Genomic DNA, 23,751 nt, shown 5'->3' on the forward strand with positions numbered 1-23,751 from the left:
TGTACACATATAAGGCAAACTAGGAAATCTTATATATTCTCCATATTGTCTGGTAATTCCAGAACCATACTTGAGAGTACATATTTTTCGCTTGCGATAGACTCTTCTTTTTTTCCAAGTCGAAGCAATTCCGCATCAATTATTGGGACATCAAAATCTAAATTGTGGGCTACAAGAATTTCAGTAGTTTCTAAGTCATTAAGGAATTCTTCCATTACTTCATTAATAAGAACTCCTTCTGTCTCTGTTTTCTCATTTGTAATACCATGAATTTTAATTGCTTCTGGATCTATTTCAAAATTAACTTTTATATATCTGTCTTTAATCTCCACCAGTTTAAAATCAGAATCCAATATCATCCAGCATAATTGCACAATCCTTGGCCAATTATCTAAATCATTTGGATCACCATTTTTATCTATTGGAAGTCCATCTGTTTCAGTATCGAATACCATATAATGCTTAAATCCTGTATCAGAATCATCGTATCCAATGGAAATTGTTTTTTGTTCTTCTCGAGAAGGGATATTTGGAATAATCTCTGGCTTTTTCTTTTTCTTAAAAATGAAGTAAAGAACAATCAAAGCAATAACTATTAAAAAAAGAGTCATAAATAAAAAGGTTAGTTCTCTTAAAACTAACCTTTTATCATATGATTACCAATAGGTATTATCGAATGATTCTTTTCCCAAGTACCTTTCCACACTGATTGCAGACTTCTGCATCTATCCTTCCTCTAGGCGTAGTATCATATCCTTCGATCACCCGCGTGTCTTGATGATCGCAGGGGCCTAGCTTCCCGATCACATTAAACTGTAAGCCGTGTATCTTAGATTCTCGCATCTTCTTCGATTTCGTTTAAGTCCTGGATCTCTTTTCGGATTCGTGTCGTCGTGAGCACCGGCTTCTCTGCTGTGGCCCGTGTATAGGCGGCGATCTGTGCCAGATACATCTCGATTAGCTGCGTGGATATGGCACTATTCCCTCCATTGAGTAGCTGGTTTAATTCTGGTCGATTTGCAGAACTAGTAGGGGTATTGGTAGGCTGGATTCCTCTATCCTGTAAGACTGGACCGCCCAACGCAAATCGTCTGCCTCCTCCCATGGCATTGAGATCGGAAGCTAGCCCTCGAAGAACCGGATCTTCATAGACTCCTTTGGTAAGGATGATCTCGTTTCCTTCCATCTCATATCCTCCCTTGCCCCGTACCGAGAAAGGAATTCCTCCTGCATTATGTGAAGGTCCAAATACGGGACCTCCATCGGCAAATACCTCACCACCACCTTGTATTTCGGTAGAGTTGATTCTGGCAATCGCTGAGGCTCCACGAGCGGCAGCGATGGCAGCCTGGACAATAGCCAAAGCCTGACCAAATGGACCCAGTGCAGAGTAACCTTTGAAGATATTGGAAATTTCCGTAGTGGTATTGGCGGCGATTTCAGCAGCCTGGACAGCCTTCAGCACCGCAAAGTTTTTCTTTCTGGCCTTGGCATTTTCACTGAGCAAGGTCGCAAGCCCTGCAAAACTCCCGCTGCAGCGGAAAGTCCCTGCTGCATGATCTGCTTTCTTTTCGCCTCTTCCTCCTCCATATCCCGAGTCTTTCCCGCCTCATATTCGTAATTGATCCGTGCCAGTTCGGTGTAGATTTCTTGGTATTGCTCCACTTCGGTACTTCCCAGTCTGGCCAGTTCTTCCAGTCGCTGCTCCAAAAATGATTTCTCATTCTCGAAAGCGATCTGACGAAGTTCATCCTCCGTGATCTGACCTGTAAAAAACTGCTCTTCCAGTTTGGCCTGCCGCATATTGAACTCCATATCCAGCTGCTCCATTCTCCCTGCGATGGCTTCCTCCCGGATTTTCTTTTTGTCTTCTTCTGCTTGAGCTGCGGCCTTAACTTCTCTCGCTACCTGCTTATCCAATGCGGCAAACTCTTTTTCCATGTTCTCCGACACGACATAGAATTCCTCCTTGGCTAGTTTTTCCGCTTCTACAGCCCCTGCTCGCTTGAGCTCATTGATTTTATTCTGTAGCTCTGTTTGCTTCGTATAGGATTCCTCTCGAAGATTATTCAGTTCGATTTCTGCATCATAGGCACGGTTCAGATCTTCATCTGTACTCGTTCCCTGTGCATTTTGTTCGTTGATCAGATCCAGCTTTCTCTGCTGTAGTTCGATGCTCTGATTGAGCAAGGCATTCTCTAGATCGAATGCTTTCTGAGCTGCCGCTAATCGTTCATTTTCAGATCGTGACTGATCCTCTGCCGCCATCTTCAGCTTTTCGATTTCTGCCCGGCTTCTGGATCGTTGGAGTTCGATTTGCTTCTCTGCACGTATAATATCCTGCATAGCCCCTTCCATTTCCCAAGCTGCTGTAGTTTCTGTTTTTAACTCTTCACCTAATCCGGTAAAACTAGCTTTCAATCCATCTACAGCTGCAGACCAATTACCTGAGAATAGATCCGCCATTGCTCCTGCAAAAACCAGAACTCTATCAATGATAATTTGAAAAGCAGCACCTGCCGAAGCGGTGACTTTACCCACAAAGTCCATCCCTTTCTGGGTTTTTGTCAACCAGGTAACGAAGGAACCTAATAGTACTACTAAAGCCCCTATTCCAGTGGCTGCAAGAGCTACTTTCAGAAGTTGAGCCATTGAGCTTGTGTTTTTCAATGCTGAACCTACTCCTTTGACTCCAGTGGCCAGTTTTCCAAATTCAGACTGAAAAGGAACCATATCTCCAAAAGTGGAATTCAAGAAACTTTGAGCTTCAGCAGTATCGAATGCCTCTTTTTTGACATTCTTCAATTGACCAGAAATCATTTTGAAATCCTGCGATCTTTCCACCCATTCCTCAGAGCCTACTTCCAGTTTTTTGATTTCACGCGCGAGCTTTGCAGACTGAGCGGTGAGTTCATTAATGGTCCTTCCTGCTTCCTGACCATTGGAAAGTTGAATATTAATCTGTGCTACGTTGCTCATACGATTTGGCTAAAGGTGTAGGCGATGGTATTGGGGATGATCTGTGCCATTTCTTCCTCGATCAACTTAACAAGATGTCCGATGCTGGTTCCGAGGTTACCTGGTGCAGATTTATTTGATTTTGGGTTTTGCCATATTTTCTTTCGCTTGTACTTGGCCCAGTTATTTACCGGCTCTCTGGCTGATCCCATGGCATAAGCGACTCCGAAAGCGATCCGCTGGATTTGCTTTTCCTGTGAAATACCGGGAGTGCTTCCTTCTTTGTATCCAGGCACGTAGAATTTACCGGGATAGTAGCCCTTTCGCACCCAGTTCTCAATAGCTTCGATATTAGGCATCTTGGTCCAGAAGAGCATTTTCATATCTCTGAACTTCATATAGGCTGGAAACTCGAAGGTGATTCCATTGTCATTAATGGAATAGAAAATCTTATTTCCGGAGTACTTGGCTTTTGGGCATTATCAAAAAGCTGTGTTGCTGTTCCCTTCGCCCAGCTTCGGACGAGTTTTTCAAAATCTCCTTTAAAAGGAGTTTCTACTCCCGGAAGATTGGAAGGTACACCGATGTTTTGATTCAATCCCATACTCGAAAGAAAGTAAACCTGTAGGTTGATTTTTAGGACGGTTAGCAACGTCATTGCGAGGAGGGACGACAATCTAGATTTATTTGACGAGATCGCCGCGGTCGTCCCGATAACTATCGAGGACTCCCTCGCGATGACGGTACGCGATGACGATTATATCAAAGTCCTAGTGATGATCACTCTATTGATTTTGGTTTCGTCAAAGTTTGCATCTCCCAAGTTGATCGTTCTATAAGTCAGATTGATCGGGTCGGTGCCTGGAGGTCCTGCGTTGTTAGGTCCTACGGTTCGGGTCGCTTCATAGATTTTGGTGGTGTTTTGGTACACTTCCACCTTCCAGAGGTACACATTGTTTTTAGGATTGCTCGCGGTCACTATATCTACCTGCGTAGTCGCTCCCATCGGATACGGATAAGGGAACGGATTTGGTCCGTTGGTTCGTAGGGTGTACTCGGTGCCGTTGATGCGAACTTTCTCCTCGTTTGAATTGATGGCAGGATTCATAATGATATAGAGATTCCCTGATGTATAGCCACCAAATGAAACGGGACAAGAAACAAAGTCTTCCACCGGAGCTACATAATCCGGATCGCTTGGCGCATTGAGTTTGGTCTCTCCCGTCGGTAGGTCTGTCTCGGTAAAGTACTCCTCCAAGAAATCATAAATCGCCATCCCGGTATTGATATTATTGGCATCACGCTCACATCGTAGCGAAGATTCCAATACTCTCCATGCAGTAGAAGGTGGCACGGGCTCCTCACCATCCACAAAGGTGGGCAGCTGGACAAATAGACAATCGGCGGCACTTACTCCATTGGATCGAAGGGTCACGCCAAAATCCACCAATAGGAAATCATTCCGATCGATTCTCCATCGCTTGCCCCATCGGGTGGCAAAAATATCGTTTCGAGGCATCCTCCAAGTGGTGGAGATGGTCACAGGGTTGTTTTCCAAAGAAATAGAATCCGCCCAGTAGCTCTCGATCAATCCTCCTGTGGCCTCCCATAAGAATGGTCTGGAATCTAAATAGGGTTCGTCTCCATCCACATATCGTGCGAATCTTAATCCAAACTTGGTATCGTATGGAATCTCTGCCCAAAGCGTCAGCAAAGCCGCGTCCTGAGGCCAGTCTGCTTTCGAGGTGTGCGTTCGCATGCCATAGGTCCCGAATCCCGCTTGGATCGTTCGCTCTCCCTCGTCAACCAGGTAATCCGAAGGAGTTTGATCTGCATCGGTTACTTTATCCTTGCCGTCGTTTTGCAGGGAAAAGCGCAGCCCCTTCTTGATGGCCAGCTGAACATCAGAAGGCTCGGAGCATTGCTCGGTGATATCCTCGTAGGTTCGATCGGTGATAAATGGTTGCCGGTGCGCAATGGTCAATATCTTTTGATCGGGATCAAAGTCAACCAATGCATTAAATCCCACCTGTAGAGCCTTCAGAAACTCATTGACCGTAATATCAGGCACGATCTGGTTGAGGTTGAATGATCGCTGGTATAGAATCAAACTTTCACCATTAAAGAACTTCACCGGCACATCCAATGTCCAAGGGCAGACCATCACATCATCTGCATCCAATGCAAAGAAATTAATAGTGATGCCGTAATAGGTTTCTATCGCTTCGATCATCGCTCCAATCGTCAGCGCAGGAGCCAAGGAGCTGAAGTTCTCCATTTCTGAATTGGGAACGGCTGCATTTCGGTATTGGTTGGCCTGAAAAATCCCGCCTGTGATGTAGTTAATGATGGGCCAGTCCTTGACCGCTCCTGGGACTTCGGTTTTATTTCCCCAGGTACCAAATCGGATTTTCTTATCATCCCGAGCGGTAGAGAGGTGGTCTGTGATAAAGTCTTCGTATGCCGTTTTGTAATCTATCATCCAAAGTGGCAAGACTCCAGAAACGACGGCATTGGAATCGGGATCTGCTTCTACATAGAAGGGGATAAACTCACCAGGATCATCCATGGTCAGGGTGAGTACATCCGATGCGCCAGATGCGGTGTAGTTTGCCGCTGGGTCTGCATTGATCGTGGAGATCAGGGTAGTAAATACCGTTTCATTGTATTCGTTTCCATTCACTTTGATCTTGTAAGTACCGCCAATGTTGAAAATGATGGTAATTGACTTATAGATCGTTTGGGAGTGGATGGTGATGGTTTCGTCAATCACCTCAGCCAGTTTCCTCACTTTGATATCGTCTCCGATCAGAGAAAGCCCCGCGACAAAGTTGGCGGTGATCACGTTTTTATTGATGGGGTTTTTGGCGCGGATCTCTCCGGATAGTCTTGGCACTCCATTGTACCAAAGTCGGGCAGTCCATTTCGGGCGAAGTCTGGATGCGTTCTCTACGATATGCGGGAAATTGAAAAGCCGTTTGTTTTTCGGAGTATTTGGAAACTTGATCGGGAGGGTAAAATTCCCTTGGACAAAACCGTCAAATTGGAATAAGGTACTCGCCCTCTGTAGTTCTACAGATGGATTGTCGGGTAGGTCGAGGAATTCACCGTTTATTTCGAAGCCGATCATTAATTAGTGGTCAGTGGCTTCGACTCCGCTCAGCCTGACAGTCAGTCCGAGCGGAGTCGAGGACCAGTTAAAGACTTGAATATTTAGTATTATTATAAGCCAAGGTCGCGCTGAACCGTAGGAACCAGCGGAAGTTTTTGTCTTGGCTTGGATTGTAATCGTTGGTGGTGATGCGGTACGGGATACGCTCATCCACCGTCAGTAGGAATACTTTCTCAGCAAGGAGAATTTCCTTTGCCCAGTGGGCCTCTAGTCTGCTGTCCAGGAATCCCGTGGAAATTTCCAAGGATTCAGTCATTCCCAGTACTCGGCTTTGAATTTCTCCAATGGTTCGATCGTAGCCATTAGGCAGGTAGTTAGTTGAAATCTCCCTATCTACTTTGTTGACTTCTGTAGCCCTTCCTTCTGTGCGCATGATTTCGAATACTCCCAGTGAGTTGGTAAATAACCAGAACCTAGTCTCCGGAGTATCCAGGTAATCCATGGCAAAGGTTCGGACTTCCGACACGGTTGCATCTGCCTGATCAGTCAGCCATAGCTCGTATTTCTTCACCGTCTTTGATGCTGCAAGAGTACTTAATCCCAAAAGCGTATATCCTGCGGGTAATCTATAAAGCTGCTCCTCCTCTACTCCTGTCACCGTATCGATGGTGTGGGTACTGTCAGTACCATCAGTGAAGTATAATTTCACCAGGAGATTCAGCTCCGTGATCAGATCATTGTAAACCAAGAAGTGAAGGATTTCAGGCTGTGCTTGCGTTACTCGCTTTCGTACCGGGTGCCAGGTTAAAAACTGCTTGGTCACTGGTAAGATTTCGGTCATGAAGTCCTCACTGATCTGCTTCGGTATTCCTCCATTCAGTGTATTAAAGGTATCCACTAAACTCAGGGTTTGGATCACTTGAGGATCCCCATAAACTTCCGCTTGGTAAAACTGGGCTTTGACCACGTTGTCCGTGATCGCTTGCATCCCTACTACTCCGTAGGGGTTGAAGTCTGTGAATGGGAAAAAATCCGCGAGACCATCCTGAAGCTGGAATACGCAATTATCAGAACTGTCGGGAGTGATCTTAGCCGTCAGTGTTTGGGTATAAGCCCCTGAACCTGGCACCTGCTCCACCCTCAGTTCTCCATAGAGTTGGTAGTTTCCCAGTCCATAGTTGGCAGGGTTAGCAGCGACGGTTCGGTATATTTTATTGGCACTTAGCTCCATGATCTATTTTTTTAAGTCTCCCGCAAAGGCGCAAAGCCGCAAAGGGTTTATTTCATTTTTACTCCTAACACATCAGCCATAGCTTTCATCATTTCCTCGATATTTTTCCAATCCTCATCTTGATTTTCTTCCACTTTATGGAATGATATCTTTTCTCTGATCTTCTGCTTGGCATCTTCCTCAGACTTTGCCATGACATTAGCCTTTAGCTTCTTATTGAAAATTTCAAAATAAACTGTGTACTGTTTCATTTTCCTATCTGTTCACTGATCACTTCCTACTGAATACTGCTCACTCAGTCCAATCCCCAGCATCAAAAGCCATTAAACTATTGATAGACTCCTCATAGGTGAAATTGATCGCATAGCCGGTCCACCCTCCTACGATCGGAGCGACTTCTTCTCCTGACCAGTTGATGATATCCAATGTGATCGTTCCTGCACGACTGTCTCTCTTCATCTGCCCCATTACTTTGTAGCATAGTTTCTCACAGGCATCTGCGACGGTCGCGTATTCTCTACCTAAGTCTGAATCATAGGGTTTAATAATGATAAACATCCCTCTCCTACTGGCCAGTGCATTATCGTTCTGGTTTTCCGATATCGGATTTTCATAGGGTTCCAAAACCATCACCGTGTTTTCCGCTTCGTCTGAGTTCTCCTTGAATTCATCGTGCGTATAGTAGAAGTGATCGATGAATGTCGCTTTCGTCGCAAGAGCTTGAAAATAAGAGACGTATTCTAGTGTAGTCTTCATTAGGTGATGGATTTCCTATTACTAAGTGAGCAAAAGTTCCTCATTTCGTTCCTGTATTTTTAAGACGGTCAATTTGCTGTGATATTTTTAGCTGCTCAGCATCGAAGTAAGGGAGAGCCTCCCAAGCTCTGGCTTGTTTAGCCAGGTGCATTCCAGGATAGCCCGGAGTATTACTCAGTTCAAAGAGCATCTTTTGCCATGCCCGAGATGGGTCGCCTGCCCCTCGACTCCGCTCGGGGTGACTCTTAGATCCGTCAGACTGAGCGGAGTCGAAGTCATTAGGAAATAGGGTGCTGCAAACTTTTCTCAGTTGGGTAAAGGACCCGATAAAGGAGCGGATGTGGGCGATGGCTTCGTGTGCCGGGATCTTGGAAAGAAGCGCGGCATTGGTATCGATCACTCCATCGGTGAGCACTTCTCCTTTGACGGTGTAGAGCATGGCCAGAAAGTGACCTAAATAGTGATTCTTTTGAGAATGGATAAATCGGTAGAGTGCGACATCCGCCTCCATCAACCGCTCGACATCGATATCCGCGAGAGCTTCTGCAGGAGCATGAAAGGTTTTATTTCCCAGCCGGTAGGATTTGATGGGGAAATGCGTGCTGAATTCCTGAATCCATCCGAGCTCCTGGGTGAATAGATCCACCCGCTGCTCCGGAGTAGTGGCGAGGTAGATTTTTGGACTTGAAGAGCTGCTTGAGCAGGAAATTTTTCGCGTAGGTATTCGAGGCAGAAGTATGATTATCCCATCGGATCAATGGAAGAATCTGGAGGATCACTTTCAGCTTTCGGAAGGGGATTTCCTCCCAAGAGGTATAGAGTATATCGGAGACTTTGAGCATTTTCTTAGTATTCAGTAGGCCTTGACTGCGTTCAGCCTGACAGTGGTCAGTGATCAGTTTTAGAGAAATATCGTCATGTCGAACGAGTGAAGAGAGGAGATATCTGAGATTTATCCTTGCTGTCGAAATGACAAAAAGATAAAATAGCTTCCTATCAAATCACTACCCACTGACCAGATACCACACCAGGTGCATAGATATTAGCATCCACAGTGGATTCCCAGTTCTGAGCTTGATAGGATACTTTATCACCGATATTATAAGCATCATGTGCGCCTGTAGGCTGTACCCATGGAAGGATCTGACCTTCTACGGCCACTCTTTTGAATAAAGCTGGCACAGCAGGTGGATTCCAGTCTGCTTGTGTGGTGTGAGCCTGTATCACTTCGTAAAGTTTCAATTCAGTACCATCAAAAGCCTGGTATTTCTCACCCAATTTCACCTCTACTGCATCAGGAGACCAGAAAGGATAAATGGATTGATTTGCTAATGCTTCAGCAGGATCAGTGATGGATTGGTAGGAATCCATGATAGCTTTCTCCTGAGCTTCTTGGAGCTTCTGAAATCGATCTATTTCAGCCTGAGCTAGTACCTGATTCTTTGTTCTTTCTTCAATCTCTTCAGGTGTGAAATCAATCACCTGATAAGTGACTACATCATTCTGATCATCATAAATCAAAACTCCTCTCCTTTGAGTTTCAGTGTTGATCTGAGGATCTATAACATCTCTGAATCCATCTTCAAAGTGAATAGAGGGTTTAGCTAAGTGATAACTCATGAGGTGAGGCCGTGGACTCCCTTCTCTTCTGATATAATTTAAAATATCAGAGTAGGTTTTAAGTGGAAGTGTGTTAATGTTTGCGATCATATCTTCAATAAGTATCGTTCATGATGTTATAAATTTCATTTGCTTTTGCAGAAAGATCAGAACCCCATCCAAAATATGAAAATCCCTGATCTCAACTACCAGAAGTACTACCATTTTCATTACCACAAAAAAGATATAAGTCTAAGTTTGAGAAAGCGCCTGGGCCATTTATACCAGAATTAGTATATACTTGACTTCCATTTTCATAAATTTCTCTAAAGTTTGAACCTCTGTTCCAAAGTTGATGATTGTCTGTATCTGCGAATGTTGATCCTTCCTCCTGCGGTTGTTGCGATTCTATGTAAAAATGTACTTGTAGAATACGCTAATCCGATTTGGTTTATATTATTAGTTGTTCTAGCCCATGCGTAATAAAGTATTCCAAGACTCAACACTATCATATCCTTTAAAAATGAAAGAATTGTCATTATTCAAGAAATTAACCGCATCAGTTGAGGCATTCCAATTAGTATTAAAGCCTAAACTTGTACCTCCCTTAAATCCCCTTCCTGCTTCAAAAGTTGGAATTGAGTAGGTAGGTGCAGCCGTTAAATAGAAATTAGCAGGGTCTTTAAAATTGATCCTTGCAAAGTCAGAACACTGCGCTTTGTTCGAATTTGTTCTAAAACACATCCAATTCACTCCAAACTCCTTCTGTTTTTAAGTTTGCTACTCTATTACTGTCTCTGGTTTGAGTTGCGCTATCAGGTAAGGTGTACCCCTGCAAAACAGCGTAATCAATTACAGCCTGGTAGTCTGGGTCTAAAGTACCCACTCTTCCTCAATAATCCTGGTATTACTCTTCTTAGTGTCATGCGCCTCCATCATCATGTGAACAATGCACATGCACAATCTCTGAGCTGGCAGTTTTGTCCACGAGTACAAAATGTAAATAATTAGGGATGTCTGTTCGGATTCCATGAACCGGATCAGTGGTATCAAACTGATATACTGCCTCGGTAGGAATGGTGAAAGCACTCGCATCGGAATGCTTCATGATGGTGACTGCTCCAAGTTTGGCACCTGTGAAATTGAATGTGATGTTTCCAGTCCTAGCGGCTGCGTTGATTCCAGTGATGTAGTCTCCTGTGAAAAGCACTTCATTATCTTCCCGGTGTGTGGCTTCTTGATATCCTGAGTTATACCCAGCACTGGCATGATCTCCCCAACCAAAAGCGGTATCTGCATTACCTAGTGATGCGATCGCTGCTGAATTAAGATTTACCACTGGGTTGGCGGGATCAGTCACATCAACATCTATCCCAGTACCTGCTCCGACGGAGGATATCCCACCACCTCCCCTCCAAGGGCGAAGTAGTCTGTAATATCTCCGACGGTTGTGCCTAAATATACATAGATCGTCGCTCCTCCAAAGTATAAATAACCTTCTACCTGCGAGCCTTGTGCTGCGATCATCGTGGCACTGTCTGCGTAGGTATTGGCGACTGGCTTGGTGTCTGGAAGTAAATTGATCCAATCTCCAGCTGCGAGTTCTGCCGCGAAATCTGTAGATACATAAGGATCAGTTCCTACTGCATCCCGATCAAGGAGGTACAGTTTATTATCTTTGATCACGATCGTCAAGGTGCCGAGGTAGACTCCATTGACTTCGTAAATAGACAGCACAGTATTAAAAGCATTGACCGGATCCCACTCGGTAGGGCTCGAGTCTGGGGTATTGTTCAAGTTGGAATTGACCAACGAAAGGAACCAGGAGCTATCATAAATCACCGGGTCATCTATACTATAACTGAATACAGGATCATATACAAATGGCGCGGTATCTGCTTCTCCCTGTGAACTCACCACAAAATCTGCGATTGCTTTCATCACCTGCCGCTCTTTGGCAGGAGTGATCAGTCCCGTGGTATTATCCGCGAGATTGAGATCGATGAGGGCTTTTATTTCTGCTAATGTCATGAGGCGATGATTTGATATCCAAAGGAATAAGGAGAAGTGATCACGACGGTACTCCCTGCCGGAGCGACTGCCAGAATAGGCCCTTCAGAATCTCCTCTCCGAATAATCACGGAAGGACATCCTGAGAAATCGGTTTCCCCATCTCCCAAGGTGTGGGGATAGATCAAGATGCTGTCAGGGCTTTCGGAATAAAATCGGCAGTTGTATTGGTTGCGGTCCCTTCCTGAACCGGTATTCAAGTCAAAAGCAAATCGAACAGGCTTTTCTTTGGACCCGAATAGATAGCGGATTCCATTGAAATCCTCCGCCAATACGACGAACTCGTCTTTTTCAGCTTTGCGCAGCATGACCGTATTGGCCTCTGTGACTCTAGGAATAATGAACGGAAGCTCCTGTCCTGAGGAAACTCCTTCTATGCTGTCCTGTGATCTGGAGGTGAGTCCCGAAGTGGAATACGTCGCCACCCAAGAAATCCAATCCCTTCCTGATACAAATACAATCTCTTCCTGAGCGATGCCTTCAAAGTTTTCTGGGTATTGATCGACATCAGATGCCTTGATCACCCAGATGTATTTGAGTCCGGATAGGTTGTCCGAATCGAGGGCTTGTATAGGGACTAGGTAGGACAATGGAATTAAGGTTTATGATTTATGATGTAAGATGTGGATTGTAGGATTTGAATTTTAGGACGCTTCGCCTTAGATCAGCGCAGGCTGTTTACCTATACACTTAAAGGGTAGAGTTTAGGTGCGGATGGAGGCGAGCCAATCGGTGAAGTCCTTCGGGACGGGTGGACGGATGCCCAAGTATTCCCCTGGACTAAACTGATCCTTGAATCCTTCGCAGTCTTCTAGGTAGTATCCATGCGATGCACCAACCGGAGAGTCCGTCTGCCTGTAAAATCCTAAATGCTGGACCTTCTTCATGAGCATCGAGATTTTCTTTTGTGGTAGGAAAGGACTCCGTAGGGATTGGATTGTAGGATATAGTCCAGACCAAGATCTGTGTTCGTCCCAGTCCAAAAGTGCTTATCATACTTGAAGATCATATATCCCTCATATCTTCCTGATCCTACCAACCGGTCGGCTCTAGAGTGAATGACTTTGATCAAGTAGTTTTCCCCTGGTACCAAGCCAGAAATATCAGGAATCTTATAATCCTGAGGGTAGTTTCCGTTTTGATAGGCAGGGTTTACCATTCGGTCCCTAGCGATGATTTCCTGTTCTTTTCCCAGTAGCTCGATTAGATCTCCTGCCTGAAGCTGTACCTCATTGGAAGAAAGAAACTCGCCATTGAAAGTCATAGAGAATTTATCCCCTACCTTTGGAATTCGAGCGATCACGGAGCTATTGACCCCGAGTCCAGGGCGGAGTTGGAATACCATACCCTCGCAGTAGATAATATTGGAGGAGTTGCCCCATCCATCAAAGATCGTGTCGATGAAGGTGAAGGGTTTGGAAGAAAAAACCTCGTTTTGGGAAAAGGAAAATGAGGCGGAGAAGTGCGTGGATGGTTTGGTTTGTTGCAGTACTGAATCTATTCCATATAGCAGGATTCCTCCTCCAAAATTAGCTTTGATCTCAGTCCACATGAATCCTTTGAACTGGACCTTCTCAAAGTAGATGACTTGCTGTATTTCTTGTTGACCTGAGTAGAATAATCCCAGCTGCATATCAGTGGTGCAGTTGATCAGTGCGATAAATCCGCTTTGATTTTCGGTAGGATTGTTCTTGAATAGTGCTCGGTGGAAGGGCTGCGCCTCATCGACCAGCGCGGCATTTCGAAGGTGAATATTTTGAAAGGAAACATTGCATTTCCAATCTCCAAGATCAAACTGAAATCTCGGATGAATGGGGGACTCACCATCTGCCCATTGGGAATAATTGGGAGTTCCGAACATGATTGTGGCAGGTTCGGGTCCTGTCGTCTTGACCATGATGTCCTTAGTGACCGGATGTATGGGCTTTTCCTTCCAGTAGTAGGTTTTTCCAGATTCCAAGATGATCGTGCCATCATTCCAATCAATGGTTTCTACCGGCTCAGGTGTGGGCGTAGGTTTTGGGAGACTTGGCTCCACGGATACGGGGAGTCTCCGGAGCTGGAACCGGGACCACGGAATCAGGAAGCTCTATATATCCCTCAAATTTGACTTTCATAGCTTTTTGATCAGGTGTAGTACAAAGAGGATGATAAAAAATGTAATGATCAGTAGATCCCAGGCATCTTTGATGCGCTGGAAGAAGCCCGGAGGTTTGGTGATCGTGGTGGTCGTTTGGATAGAAGAGAGGCGGGTGATTTCTTTTTCCAAGAGTTGGATCTGCTGATCCTGTATTTCGCATAAAGCGGTAAGGTTCCCCAGCTCATCGATTAATATACCTACACGGTTTTTTGTGACAGGGTCCTCGCGTATGGTGGTCTTTTCGATCACGGAGGGAGGAACGCCAGCTCTGAGAAGTGCGGCCAGTGAGTCAATGTTGATGCTCTGCGAGATCAGCGTGTCTCCTGGTATTTCGATCAAGCGGGGAATTTCTTTGATGATGGTGGTATCGGAACGGATGGTGTCTGTTACGACCTGAGGGGTTTTGCAGGAGAATAATAATATCACCGTCATTGCGAGGAGGAACGACGAAGCAATCCAGTTATAACGAGATTGCTTCGCTTTGCTCGCAATGACGGTTAGCAATGACGGGTCAAATTGTGGATAGTTCATAATACGATGAGTTTGTCTCCGTTGGAGATCAGTGGGAGTAATCGCTCCAGTGCTTTTCTGGAATTGGCTACATCTGGCACTCCATCTCCATTGATATCCATTCTTTTTTCTCCTACAGCAATACATCCCCGTAGCTGGGTGACAAAATTGGCGGGATGGATCAAGATATAGGACCTACCGGGGACTTCCATCACGTGGATATGGTCTCCGTATTTAGGACTTCTTCGATGTGCGAGACGGTATTCTCCGGGAGGAATACAGGACTTACCCACTTGATTATCCATCCATGGAAGCTCCAAGGTGTAACACTCATAGATACACTGGCCATGCTTATCCATCAATCGGAATCTGCCTTGCGTTTGGATGAGGGATTTAACCTCTCGGTTGAGAATCAGTCGGTTCATAGCTCAGGATCTACCTTATTTTTCTGTCGGTTGTAGTAGATTTCCAGCTTTGCGAGTATCAGCTTGATGGGTTCGAATGGATAGATGCGATAGATGTTTTTCAACACAGAAGCACCCTCGAAGGCCATCAAAACCGCATAAGCTCCAGCATCTACAATTCCTTCTAGCCAGTTTGCACGACCGGCAATCAATGTATTATCCATGATACCGATACAGATCACCGTAAATGTGTAACCTATCAGCTTCATACCGAACATTTTTGCACCTTGGGAAGGCTTGAATTTTCCTTCTACAATACTGGCGATAGAGCCTACCACCGTATCCATGAAAAAGAGTAAAATGAGAGAAACTAAGAAATCCCAATCATCGAACACATACTTCTCAAAAAGGTATAGCAATGGCGTACCGTACATCGCCATGTGAATACCAAAAGCGGATTTTTGAGAAAGTCCAATAGATGCAAATAGTTTCGATGGCATCAGATTCCGAAATGTTTATTCGTCACGTCGTTGTCATATCGTACTTCGAGCGTGCGGGGTGAGGTGCTATAACAGTCTGAATTCGCGTATTCTGGATAGTCGTCGATATTTTCATTTAGGAACGCGAGTAAATCCTGACGGGCTTCCTCATACATATCCTTATACATTTCTGATTGACTTCTGGCTTCAGCCGCAGAAAGTCCCTGTTTGGTAAGAGTACCGTCTGCATAAGTCCAGGACATCACATCTTCACCATATCGGTAGAAAGGAACGCGAAGGATGCCATTGATCATCGTTTCGTAGGCGATCATCGGGCGGAGATAAGGAAGTAAGGCAGTGATGGCCGCATCTTCAGCGACATCTCCACTCATCTGATCCAAGATCGCAGCGTATAGATCGGAGCAAACCGTTCTTTTGACGTTTTTTTCTGCTCTTCTTCGGAATGGATCCAGTAACTGGAATACCCTGGAAGAGCAGCCAATCTTAACAAATTGATTGAACTGATCCGCATTCTGGATGATCAGGGATTTGTTTTGCGAGAAATACGCAGAGGTTTCCCAGTCTGGATAGTCTGCGACATTGTCCCGAAGGAATGCGATCAACTCATCGAGGGATTTGTCCGCAGTGCAGATCAGTTCCTCTTTGAGGAGATCGATCTCCCATTTTGCGGGTTGCTGGGAGTGATCAAAGTTCTTTTTGTAGAATCCAGCATGTGAAAGTGACCCAACCGGCTTCTTGAAAAACCGATAGTAACCGTTCCAAGCGAGCGGTTTCTGAAGATAAGGAAGGATCGCAGTGGTGGCAGCTGACGGAGTAACTTCAGCTAAGTCAGTAATTAACGTATCGTATAGATCCTGACCCAATACCGGAAGAAGATAATCTCTTTCGGATTCATCAATTCGCGGGGTTAGGACTTCGATTTTGGTATTCTTATCGATATCCAGTCCTGCCTCCTGTATTTGTGCGATGGTGGTTAAGATCGTGCTCATTTCTGGTCAGTAGTTGGTGTGGATTCGTTTTCTACCGCATAGCCGGATTTGTTTTCGTTGACGGATTGGAATACGATGTTTCGGTATCCAAACTCTACCTCTTCAGGCCACCCGTTGATTTTCTTGACCAGGTATAGCCACTCGAGTGTGGTCTGTCTCGGAACTTCTGTATGCAGTTGCATGTAGAAGTTGAAGGATTCACGGATATTTGATCCTGAACCTCCTCCAAATCCTTTGGAAAGTGAGAGCCCCACTAGATCAAGCGGTGCATTGTGCGCGTTGGCAATGGCTGCGGCACTCGTATCAAAGGCAGGAAGGTAGGCTTCGTGGTTGGTTTGGATGTCTATGACCTTAATTTCAAAGCCTAGTTTCCTATCCGGATACCTTGGATCCACATCAAATGCGGAGTGGAAGTACTTCCCGACGTTGGCACTACCCGATAAAACCTCATCAATCGCAGCAAACAGGGAAGCCTTTTCCGCTTTGATTGCTGCTATCCAGTCCTCCTCCAGATTGTAATTTGCTCTAGGACAAATTTTTTCAAAATAAGATGATGGATAGGTGATGTGGTACTTGATGTTGATTGAGTTATTGATATTGCTCAGAATCCAGGTACTAATCTCTAAGGATAGGTTTAGGAACTTATTGTTCGATTGCCAAGCAGGTAGTGGATAGTATTGGCGGTCAATGGATGACTGTTTTGCAACGTGTACGGTCTTTCCTCCTGCGAATGGCTTATCCAGGAATATCTTTCTTCGGTCGATGATTGGGATCGAGTCCGTTTTGACAGGTTCCTTCTTACCTCCAAACTCACCGGATACATAGATCTCTTTTATTTTCCCTGATTGCTTATCCTGCAAACCCATTCGGGCATTGATGGTGGGTATTCTATTTGCATATAGAATCTGATTGTTTGCTGCATTAGGGATGAGCTCTACCACACACCAGTTCCACCATTCAAAATCGGAGATGATTCCTTGCTGAAGGTTTTCAATATCACTCAAGATAAAGAAGTCCTTGATGGGTTTGTAGGCTTCATCATTTAGACTTAGTGGAACTTTATTTTCCTTTCCGTCTCCCGTGACCTCATTCTTAAAAATGTAGATTCCTTTCCCATAGTGGGCTTTGATCTTGAAATTCAAACAGGCGGAGGAGGTGGTATCTTCTATGTTGGCATCTACAATGTCCTGAGGGTATCGATTGTCTTTTCCCCATTTTGCATAAGGAGTAGATCCTCCGGATTCAGATGGTCTGTAAGGACTAGAATCGGGCTCCTGCCCTTTTCTTGATATATCAAACTGGACAGGACCTGCTATGGAACTAGCTCCAGCGCGAGTGATTTCACGTACTTCTGTGATTTTTTTACGTCAGTCTTACTGGTATCCATGTTGTAGAATTATAGTCTCTAAATGCGATAATATCGGAGAAGAATGGTTCACGAAATTGCCTCAGATCCTCGTCATATACTTGGACCGTTCCTGAGAACTTCTTATTACTTCTGCCGCGATTATTAGTGGGGGTAGATTTGGATTGATGCTTGGGCTCTTTTACTCCCTTCCTGGCATTGTATATCTCCCGAAACCCTTTTTTGTGATAAATCTCAGACCGTATGTTTTCACCCGATCAAGCTCATGATCATAGGTATCATTCATCTTCATCAATGCGCTGGCTGTATCAATCTGATTCATGCCTCAAAGTATCAAGGCACCTATTTTTTAATTAGGACGGGCTTTTTTAGTGCAAAAAACAGAATTATAAAAAGCTGTTTATCAAATAGTTAAAAATTAGACCCCTTCTAAATCAAAAACCTGTCTTTTTCCTCTTTCCCGACCGCATTAACGAGGGACGAACGCCGATTTGCTCTTTTTACGATATGTGAATGGCTACCTGGCACCGGCACGATCGTGGTCCATCGATCCCTTCTCCAGTCCTTTAAACTTAGGGTATAGCAGGTAATCCAGGGCATCACCATAATGGGGTGCATGCTTCTGCTCGATGTTCTGTCGCTCTGGTCTCTTATCCTTCTTTCCATCGATCATTTGGGTGGTCTCCAGTGCTATCTTGGCATCCTTACAGTTCGCCTTATTGAACTCAATTGATGGTAGTCTTTTGTTCTCTTGCCTGAGTAGTTGGTTGATGTAGTCGTGTCTGTCTAGGTGGTCCACGTCACCGGAGTATTCGAAGTGTACTCTAAACCCATGCTTGAGAAGAATCCTCTCTATGGTTTCGAACTGTGTCCACCTGGTATTCCCTCCCTTGTAGTTTCCCATCTTATCGCCATAGATACATACCAGGCGATTGAGCTTTGGGGCATAGTACTCACAGAACTTCTCTACTACATCATCCAGTATCTCATTGTCCTCAGTATGGAATGTATTGATCAGCTTATAGGTATGCTCGAGCTTATGCTCCTGCCCCACCCACATACAGGTGAAGTTCCCGAAGTCAAAGCTCAGGTCCATAGGCTGGGAGAAGTCGCAGTCCAGGTCAAACCTACAGTCTCTCTTAATTGTGGGATCTAAACCTAACCCATCTATATAATCATAGTTACCGGCATCCTCATAGAAGTGGTCTTCCGTTAGGCTCTTATAGAAGCGATTCCCTAGGTTAAAAACCCTTTTATTCATTACCTCTATGCTGTAGCGTATAGGGCTCATGGATTCTTTCCATCGTAGGATGGTCTCATCACCAAGTACTTTTCTATTGTGCCAGGATGTACCCTCGAAAAACCCATATTTATTAGGCTCTCTTTTCGCCTTTTCCTCTAGCTCGAGTATCCACTTCCCTTATCTCCATAAGGCATAGAGCTGGTAAAGTGTTGGTGGAGCATTTTAGGTTTTCCTTGTAGTCGGATACTGGATGGTCTTAATGTTGGAATCACTACCTCATCATAGACATCCTTATTGATCAGAAGGGATTCATCTGATTTCACTCCATCATTAGACCCTCCTCTCATCAATTGAGGTCTGTCGAAACTTGCAAATACCATCGTATAACCATTCCAGGCCGTGAACACGTTTTCATATCGCTCGGGCTTTTGGTATGGCGTTGCAAATCCTTTAGGAGGCTTTTTCCCAATCACATAATGGATATCACGGATATATCCCATCGTTTCAAGGGCTGAAGTGACAGGCAGTAGGATATTGGTGTAAATCTGGGTATAGGTAATCCCCAAAAACATGGTTTTTGCCCTTGGAAGTCTTTTAATATCATCAAATAGGTCAAGCCCATTCACAAATGACTTTCCAAAACCTCTACCAGCAATCAAGGCTTTTACTCCAGATTGGCAACCGTAATACAGCTGGGCAATCGGATTTAGATAGAATTTACGCTTCTTCTTCGCTGGTTTCATTCGTCAAATCTTCAAAATCCACACCTTCCATCAATTCATCAGCTTCTTTCCATAAAACTGAAGGATCTGAGCTTATTACTATTTCACTAGGAGGCAGACTTCGAAGAATATCCGCCATCTCATTGGTTTCCTTATTGAAATCGTAAGTTTTACCAAGTGTTTGGGCGATTTGTGCCCATGCTTTCCATTCACCCTGATCTGCACACTTTTTCAAGCCAAATTTTAGGGTTTCAATGAATATTTTCTTCTCCAAACTGACCGGCATCTCCTTGACATTGCCAAAAAGGTCAATCGCATCTCGGATATGGTTGTAGCAGGTCCGAATACTTAGTTTTTTCTCAGTTTTCTCTAAAAAATGGGTTTGGATCGCTTTTGCTGCCTCTCCATTGGAGAATCCCATCGTGATCTGCTCCCAAGCAAACTCATAAATCTCCAATCGTGATTTTTGAAGGTCAGTGAGGATGATATCGGTATTGACATCGTGGTAATGTCTCCAAATCGCCAAAAATGGGTCATCCTCTTTCCTTCGAGGAAGGTTTCCGTGATCTTTAACGGCTGAGAATGGCATCTTGCTGTATGATTTTGATTTGGTGACTCAGATTAAGGATCTTCATCTCGATCTGATTTACTTCTGATTCCAGGGATTGGACTCGGGCAGCATTTCCCTTGATTTCCGCTTCCTTGATCTTTTTCTTCTTTTTGGCGATCAGTTTATAAGCATTAGACCGCTCGTGTTTCATCGATCCCAATCTTGCGAGGTCCGCATCCGTCATGAATTTGGGTTGCTGGAGCGAACCGGTAGCTTTCACCTGCTCCTTCTTCAGCCAGATAGATTTTAAGCGATCTTGGTGCACCCGCATCTCCTGGTATATTTCCGAGAAGTCGGCTCCCTCTATTGGGAGGAGATCCGGTCCCAACAAATCAAAATAACGTTGGTGGGTCATCGCCCGAAGGTATCGCTCATGATTATCCTCTTCTTCCAACTTCCAGAGCAGCTTCTCCCCTTCTGTTTTGATGGGATTGGGAGCGGTGACCGGTTTGGTTTCCTCTGGAGGAGCGACGGATATCAAACCCGCACTCCTCGGAGGGTTGGGTGGTGTTACATGAGCTGGACGTTTTTGGTCTGTATCTAGATCGATGATCAACATGAACTCTAATCTACCCGCGAAATCTCCCGAAAAATTTGACGCAAAAAATCCGCCCCATCAGAGCGGATTTTTCCATTAACAATAAACCCAAAATAACCTATAATAAATTACTCTTGTTCTTTCTTTTTAGCTGAAACCTTCTTCAGGTGGCCACTTTTCACCAGCTTCTCAGCCATAGGATCATTGATGGTTTCCAAGTCGATTTTACCAAGTATTCCATTGATAAACTTCTGACTGGTCACTTTATCAGTGGCCTCATACTTTCCTTTCAATGCTGGGTTGATCTTCATGGCTTAGGCGTTTACAGGTAAATCACCATCCATGAACAGAGGTGCATGAGGAGCATCAGAAATGATTTCGAATATAGTTCCTTTACGGTCTCCGCCTCTAGTGCCAGAGGTACCATTCATCGTACTTACACGAGCCGGCATATCCAATGATGCCACAAATCGATCATTGACTACATCAGCCTCGCCTTCCCATTTAGGATTCTCAGCTGCCCAGATACCAGCCACTCTAAAGTTGAAATTGGTATCCTTATAAATCCATATTCCAGGAGTATTTCTCAATGCTCTCTTCTGTGACTCCAATATCTTATCGGATCCTGGGGTGAAGAATGTCAAAGTATGTTGTGCATACTTCCCATCGATATCACCCTGATCTGCATCTGCTGAAGAACTTGCATTCTCAGTAGCGTAGATTTCGATGATTTTACCAGATGCCGTCAAGGCTATATTTCCAGTCAGTGTCACTCCATCATCCTCAATCGTACAAGCGGATAAATCCACTCCTGATTTGGCGATGAAGTAGCAAGGACCTACTAGTCCAGGCATATTATCCTGCCCCTCTGTCCAAGACCTATCTACAAATGCGATTCTGCTCATTATTTCTCAGATTTAAATTTTTCGATTTCTTTCAAAAGAGTCTCAGCCTTCTTATTACCTGGCTTATTTCCAGTCAGTTCCTCGTACTGCTTTTGCAGTTCCTCTAATTTTGGAGAATCACCCTTCTTAGGATGTGCAGCTTCGTATTCAGCCACTACTTGCTTCGCCGCTTCATAGGCTGCCAGATCCTTGGCATCCTGCTCGGCTTTGGCATCTGCCTCGGCTTGTGCTTTTGCCTCATTCTCCTCAGCTACTGCTGCCTGGTATTCTTTCTCACTTACTTCTTTGAACACCTTCTTAGCGGGTCCGTTCTTAAGCAGGGAAGTCAGAGCAGTAGGATGATTGATCAGTTCGTCAGGAGTCAAAATCCCATAAGGAGGAATATGGATCTTCTCTCGAGTGATCTTCAGGTAAGATTCCTTACCATCTTTCTTAATTGCAAAAATATGTTTGCTCATAACGATTTAGGGGTTTAGAAGAGCCCTGGTTTCCCAGGGCTCAGGGTGATAAGTCAACTTATACTAATCCGTCAGAGACCAATTCATTCACAGAAATCGCAAGATTTCCAGCGGTGCCTAATTGGTGTAGTTCTACACCCGCCTTGAAGTCTCCCAATACTTTGAGAGTTCTATCAAACTTCTGGATATCCATCGTCGCAGTGGCGAAGGTGTCACATCCATACGCTAGGTTTTCTTTTCTGGTAGCGATCATTCTTAGGCTTGTGCCCATTCCTGGCTCACGTACCAACTCACACATCGTACCATCGATCAAGGTTCTACCCATCTTCATGCCCTCATAGTTATTATTAGGACCGTGAAGAGCTCGGTATCTTCTAGTGTACCAATCGTACACGGTAGGAGATACTTTCATCTCAGTAGGTACACCTTTGTAGGCTTCACCCAATCCGTCATATACTGCTTCCACAATGTCAATCACAGTAGTAGAAGTAGGATCTGCCACAGAAACCGGTACGATATCAGTCGATGCGATCAGGTTAGTGATCAAGGTATTGATTCCTGTCATGGTAGCTACCGGAGTAGTTCCAGCCGCATTGTAAGAACCATTAAACATCGCCTGTAGGTACAATTGATTTCTGGCAGCTTCAGATATTTTATTCATGATGAATGCCTCGAATGGCAACTCAAAAGGATCTTTGGAACCGTCTGATCTTCTCTTGGTGGCATTGTACCCTAACCACTGCTTATGCAATACAGAAGGAACCAACTGCAAGTCAAACTTCACGTCTCTTACCTTCAAAATTCTGGCATCAAATGCTAGAGCATCAGCGGTAGGAACGAACGTCTTCACTACTCCAGGCTGTAGGATATTTCCGATTTCCATTTTAGGAAGTGGCAATTCATCGGTCACATTATCGTACACCGTGAACTTATCCGTCACTGCTGGATCCAATAGTAATTCGGAAGTCAGGATATTTCTATTTTCTCGGTAATAATCCCCGCAGGCAGTAGCCAAGTCGGCGATATCAATAGCGGTCAAAAGGGATGCTTCTGGTCTACTTACAAAGAAAGATAACGCGAAGATCGCCGCAAATACTGCCAATGCAGGCAGACCGGTAGCAGCTCCGATTAGGAGCGAGAACAAAGCGGAGGCTAATACTCCTAGGATTGCTTTTTGTGTTTTCACTGTATGGTGGTTTTTAGTTGGTGACTTGATTTAGGAAGGCATGATTTCCCAGCTTCTCAGCTGCTTCTTATTACCTCCGTTATTTTCTTCGGTTTCCTTCACGACCGGAGTATCTTCCGCTCCTGGAGCTTTGGATAATTTCTCGTTCAGGTCACTTACAGAAGCCTCTAGCTCAGCGATGCGAGCATTGGCAGTTTCCAGATTGGAATTCGCCTCATCCAAAGATGCTTGGGTACTTTCCACAGATTCATTGGCAGTTGCCAGTTCTCCTTCTAGTTCCTCGATTCTGGTATTGGCAGTGGCAAGATTCTCCTCTGCGGTAGCTTGTGCAGTTTCTGCTGCATCCAGTTGCTCGCTGACCTTTGACAGGTTCGCCTGCTCAGCCTCGCTCATCTTCTCAAATCTCTCTGAAGAAATTCCGATCAGTGCGAGAAATGTTTCTTTGATTTTCATC

General features: G+C 44.8%; 33 protein-coding genes. All 33 read right to left on the reverse strand.

Going from position 1 to position 23,751, the window contains the following annotated elements:
- Window positions 1-29 precede the first annotated feature (29 nt).
- The 33 genes from V8V91_RS08415 to V8V91_RS08575 all read right to left on the reverse strand — a co-directional run bounded on the left by V8V91_RS08415 (window position 30) and on the right by V8V91_RS08575 (window position 23,750).
- Entirely contained in the window at window positions 30-611 is a 582-nt protein-coding gene (locus V8V91_RS08415; RefSeq protein WP_373399670.1) for an exonuclease domain-containing protein, read from the reverse strand.
- A 58-nt stretch (window positions 612-669) separates the two neighbouring features.
- Complete coding sequence (locus V8V91_RS08420) at window positions 670-843, reverse strand: hypothetical protein (protein ID WP_373399671.1); 174 nt, start codon at window positions 841-843, stop codon at window positions 670-672.
- Window positions 830-1,507: a hypothetical protein gene (locus V8V91_RS08425; protein ID WP_373399672.1), complete on the reverse strand. Its 678-nt coding sequence runs from the start codon at window positions 1,505-1,507 to the stop codon at window positions 830-832. Before V8V91_RS08425 ends, V8V91_RS08420 begins: the two co-directional genes overlap by 14 nt.
- Window positions 1,459-2,979: a hypothetical protein gene (locus tag V8V91_RS08430; RefSeq protein ID WP_373399673.1), complete on the reverse strand. Its 1,521-nt coding sequence runs from the start codon at window positions 2,977-2,979 to the stop codon at window positions 1,459-1,461. The genes V8V91_RS08425 and V8V91_RS08430 overlap by 49 nt, the downstream gene beginning before the upstream one ends.
- Entirely contained in the window at window positions 2,976-3,356 is a 381-nt protein-coding gene (locus V8V91_RS08435) for a hypothetical protein (protein WP_373399674.1), read from the reverse strand. Before V8V91_RS08435 ends, V8V91_RS08430 begins: the two co-directional genes overlap by 4 nt.
- A complete protein-coding gene (locus V8V91_RS08440) occupies window positions 3,353-3,610 on the reverse strand; it encodes a hypothetical protein (RefSeq protein WP_373399675.1) in 258 nt (85 codons plus the stop codon). The genes V8V91_RS08435 and V8V91_RS08440 overlap by 4 nt, the downstream gene beginning before the upstream one ends.
- Window positions 3,611-3,715: 105 nt before the next feature.
- Window positions 3,716-6,088, reverse strand: a complete 2,373-nt coding sequence (locus V8V91_RS08445) for a hypothetical protein (RefSeq protein WP_373399676.1) — start codon at window positions 6,086-6,088, stop codon at window positions 3,716-3,718.
- Between the two features lie 67 nt (window positions 6,089-6,155).
- Window positions 6,156-7,301 carry a hypothetical protein gene (locus tag V8V91_RS08450; RefSeq protein WP_373399677.1) on the reverse strand — a complete coding sequence of 382 codons (1,146 nt, stop codon included), beginning with the start codon at window positions 7,299-7,301 and terminating at the stop codon, window positions 6,156-6,158.
- A 47-nt stretch (window positions 7,302-7,348) separates the two neighbouring features.
- Window positions 7,349-7,552: a hypothetical protein gene (locus tag V8V91_RS08455; RefSeq protein WP_373399678.1), complete on the reverse strand. Its 204-nt coding sequence runs from the start codon at window positions 7,550-7,552 to the stop codon at window positions 7,349-7,351.
- Window positions 7,553-7,592: 40 nt separating this feature from the next.
- Window positions 7,593-8,057 carry a hypothetical protein gene (locus V8V91_RS08460; protein ID WP_373399679.1) on the reverse strand — a complete coding sequence of 155 codons (465 nt, stop codon included), beginning with the start codon at window positions 8,055-8,057 and terminating at the stop codon, window positions 7,593-7,595.
- Between the two features lie 40 nt (window positions 8,058-8,097).
- Window positions 8,098-8,703 carry a hypothetical protein gene (locus V8V91_RS08465; RefSeq protein WP_373399680.1) on the reverse strand — a complete coding sequence of 202 codons (606 nt, stop codon included), beginning with the start codon at window positions 8,701-8,703 and terminating at the stop codon, window positions 8,098-8,100.
- Window positions 8,621-8,899, reverse strand: coding sequence for a hypothetical protein (locus tag V8V91_RS08470; RefSeq protein ID WP_373399681.1), 279 nt, complete (start codon window positions 8,897-8,899; stop codon window positions 8,621-8,623). Before V8V91_RS08470 ends, V8V91_RS08465 begins: the two co-directional genes overlap by 83 nt.
- Before the next feature lie 154 nt (window positions 8,900-9,053).
- Window positions 9,054-9,767, reverse strand: a complete 714-nt coding sequence (locus V8V91_RS08475) for a hypothetical protein (RefSeq protein WP_373399682.1) — start codon at window positions 9,765-9,767, stop codon at window positions 9,054-9,056.
- 357 nt (window positions 9,768-10,124) lie between these two features.
- Window positions 10,125-10,400 (reverse strand): hypothetical protein, encoded by a 276-nt coding sequence (locus V8V91_RS08480; protein WP_373399683.1) that lies wholly within the window; start codon window positions 10,398-10,400, stop codon window positions 10,125-10,127.
- A complete protein-coding gene (locus V8V91_RS08485) occupies window positions 10,390-10,542 on the reverse strand; it encodes a hypothetical protein (protein WP_373399684.1) in 153 nt (50 codons plus the stop codon). The genes V8V91_RS08480 and V8V91_RS08485 overlap by 11 nt, the downstream gene beginning before the upstream one ends.
- A gap of 36 nt (window positions 10,543-10,578) precedes the next feature.
- Window positions 10,579-11,016: a hypothetical protein gene (locus tag V8V91_RS08490; protein WP_373399685.1), complete on the reverse strand. Its 438-nt coding sequence runs from the start codon at window positions 11,014-11,016 to the stop codon at window positions 10,579-10,581.
- An 8-nt stretch (window positions 11,017-11,024) separates the two neighbouring features.
- Entirely contained in the window at window positions 11,025-11,687 is a 663-nt protein-coding gene (locus tag V8V91_RS08495; RefSeq protein WP_373399686.1) for a hypothetical protein, read from the reverse strand.
- The gene (locus V8V91_RS08500; RefSeq protein WP_373399687.1) at window positions 11,684-12,316 is read right to left on the reverse strand and encodes a hypothetical protein; all 633 of its coding nucleotides are present in this window, start codon (window positions 12,314-12,316) and stop codon (window positions 11,684-11,686) included. The genes V8V91_RS08495 and V8V91_RS08500 overlap by 4 nt, the downstream gene beginning before the upstream one ends.
- A 293-nt stretch (window positions 12,317-12,609) precedes the next feature.
- Window positions 12,610-13,764 (reverse strand): hypothetical protein, encoded by a 1,155-nt coding sequence (locus V8V91_RS08505; protein ID WP_373399688.1) that lies wholly within the window; start codon window positions 13,762-13,764, stop codon window positions 12,610-12,612.
- Between the two features lie 75 nt (window positions 13,765-13,839).
- On the reverse strand, window positions 13,840-14,397 hold the full coding sequence (locus tag V8V91_RS08510) for a hypothetical protein (RefSeq protein WP_373399689.1): 558 nt from the start codon (window positions 14,395-14,397) through the stop codon (window positions 13,840-13,842).
- Complete coding sequence (locus V8V91_RS08515) at window positions 14,394-14,801, reverse strand: DUF5675 family protein (protein ID WP_373399690.1); 408 nt, start codon at window positions 14,799-14,801, stop codon at window positions 14,394-14,396. The genes V8V91_RS08510 and V8V91_RS08515 overlap by 4 nt, the downstream gene beginning before the upstream one ends.
- Entirely contained in the window at window positions 14,798-15,280 is a 483-nt protein-coding gene (locus V8V91_RS08520; RefSeq protein ID WP_373399691.1) for a phage holin family protein, read from the reverse strand. Before V8V91_RS08520 ends, V8V91_RS08515 begins: the two co-directional genes overlap by 4 nt.
- The gene (locus V8V91_RS08525; protein WP_373399692.1) at window positions 15,280-16,269 is read right to left on the reverse strand and encodes a DUF6712 family protein; all 990 of its coding nucleotides are present in this window, start codon (window positions 16,267-16,269) and stop codon (window positions 15,280-15,282) included. Before V8V91_RS08525 ends, V8V91_RS08520 begins: the two co-directional genes overlap by 1 nt.
- Complete coding sequence (locus tag V8V91_RS08530) at window positions 16,266-17,411, reverse strand: hypothetical protein (protein ID WP_373399693.1); 1,146 nt, start codon at window positions 17,409-17,411, stop codon at window positions 16,266-16,268. The genes V8V91_RS08525 and V8V91_RS08530 overlap by 4 nt, the downstream gene beginning before the upstream one ends.
- A 741-nt stretch (window positions 17,412-18,152) precedes the next feature.
- Window positions 18,153-18,926: a hypothetical protein gene (locus V8V91_RS08535; RefSeq protein WP_373399694.1), complete on the reverse strand. Its 774-nt coding sequence runs from the start codon at window positions 18,924-18,926 to the stop codon at window positions 18,153-18,155.
- Window positions 18,927-19,033: 107 nt separating this feature from the next.
- Entirely contained in the window at window positions 19,034-19,621 is a 588-nt protein-coding gene (locus tag V8V91_RS08540; protein ID WP_373399695.1) for a hypothetical protein, read from the reverse strand.
- Entirely contained in the window at window positions 19,596-20,189 is a 594-nt protein-coding gene (locus tag V8V91_RS08545) for a hypothetical protein (protein ID WP_373399696.1), read from the reverse strand. Before V8V91_RS08545 ends, V8V91_RS08540 begins: the two co-directional genes overlap by 26 nt.
- The gene (locus tag V8V91_RS08550; RefSeq protein WP_373399697.1) at window positions 20,170-20,769 is read right to left on the reverse strand and encodes a hypothetical protein; all 600 of its coding nucleotides are present in this window, start codon (window positions 20,767-20,769) and stop codon (window positions 20,170-20,172) included. Before V8V91_RS08550 ends, V8V91_RS08545 begins: the two co-directional genes overlap by 20 nt.
- Window positions 20,770-20,876: 107 nt before the next feature.
- On the reverse strand, window positions 20,877-21,059 hold the full coding sequence (locus tag V8V91_RS08555) for a hypothetical protein (RefSeq protein ID WP_373399698.1): 183 nt from the start codon (window positions 21,057-21,059) through the stop codon (window positions 20,877-20,879).
- Window positions 21,060-21,062: 3 nt separating this feature from the next.
- Window positions 21,063-21,653 carry a hypothetical protein gene (locus tag V8V91_RS08560; RefSeq protein WP_373399699.1) on the reverse strand — a complete coding sequence of 197 codons (591 nt, stop codon included), beginning with the start codon at window positions 21,651-21,653 and terminating at the stop codon, window positions 21,063-21,065.
- Window positions 21,653-22,111, reverse strand: a complete 459-nt coding sequence (locus V8V91_RS08565; protein ID WP_373399700.1) for a hypothetical protein — start codon at window positions 22,109-22,111, stop codon at window positions 21,653-21,655. The genes V8V91_RS08560 and V8V91_RS08565 overlap by 1 nt, the downstream gene beginning before the upstream one ends.
- 58 nt (window positions 22,112-22,169) lie before the next feature.
- A complete protein-coding gene (locus V8V91_RS08570; RefSeq protein WP_373399701.1) occupies window positions 22,170-23,297 on the reverse strand; it encodes a hypothetical protein in 1,128 nt (375 codons plus the stop codon).
- 30 nt (window positions 23,298-23,327) lie between these two features.
- Entirely contained in the window at window positions 23,328-23,750 is a 423-nt protein-coding gene (locus V8V91_RS08575) for a hypothetical protein (RefSeq protein WP_373399702.1), read from the reverse strand.
- Window position 23,751 lies beyond the last annotated feature (1 nt).

It is taken from the genome of Algoriphagus halophilus, from assembly GCF_041729275.1.
Lineage (GTDB): Bacteria > Bacteroidota > Bacteroidia > Cytophagales > Cyclobacteriaceae > Algoriphagus > Algoriphagus halophilus_A.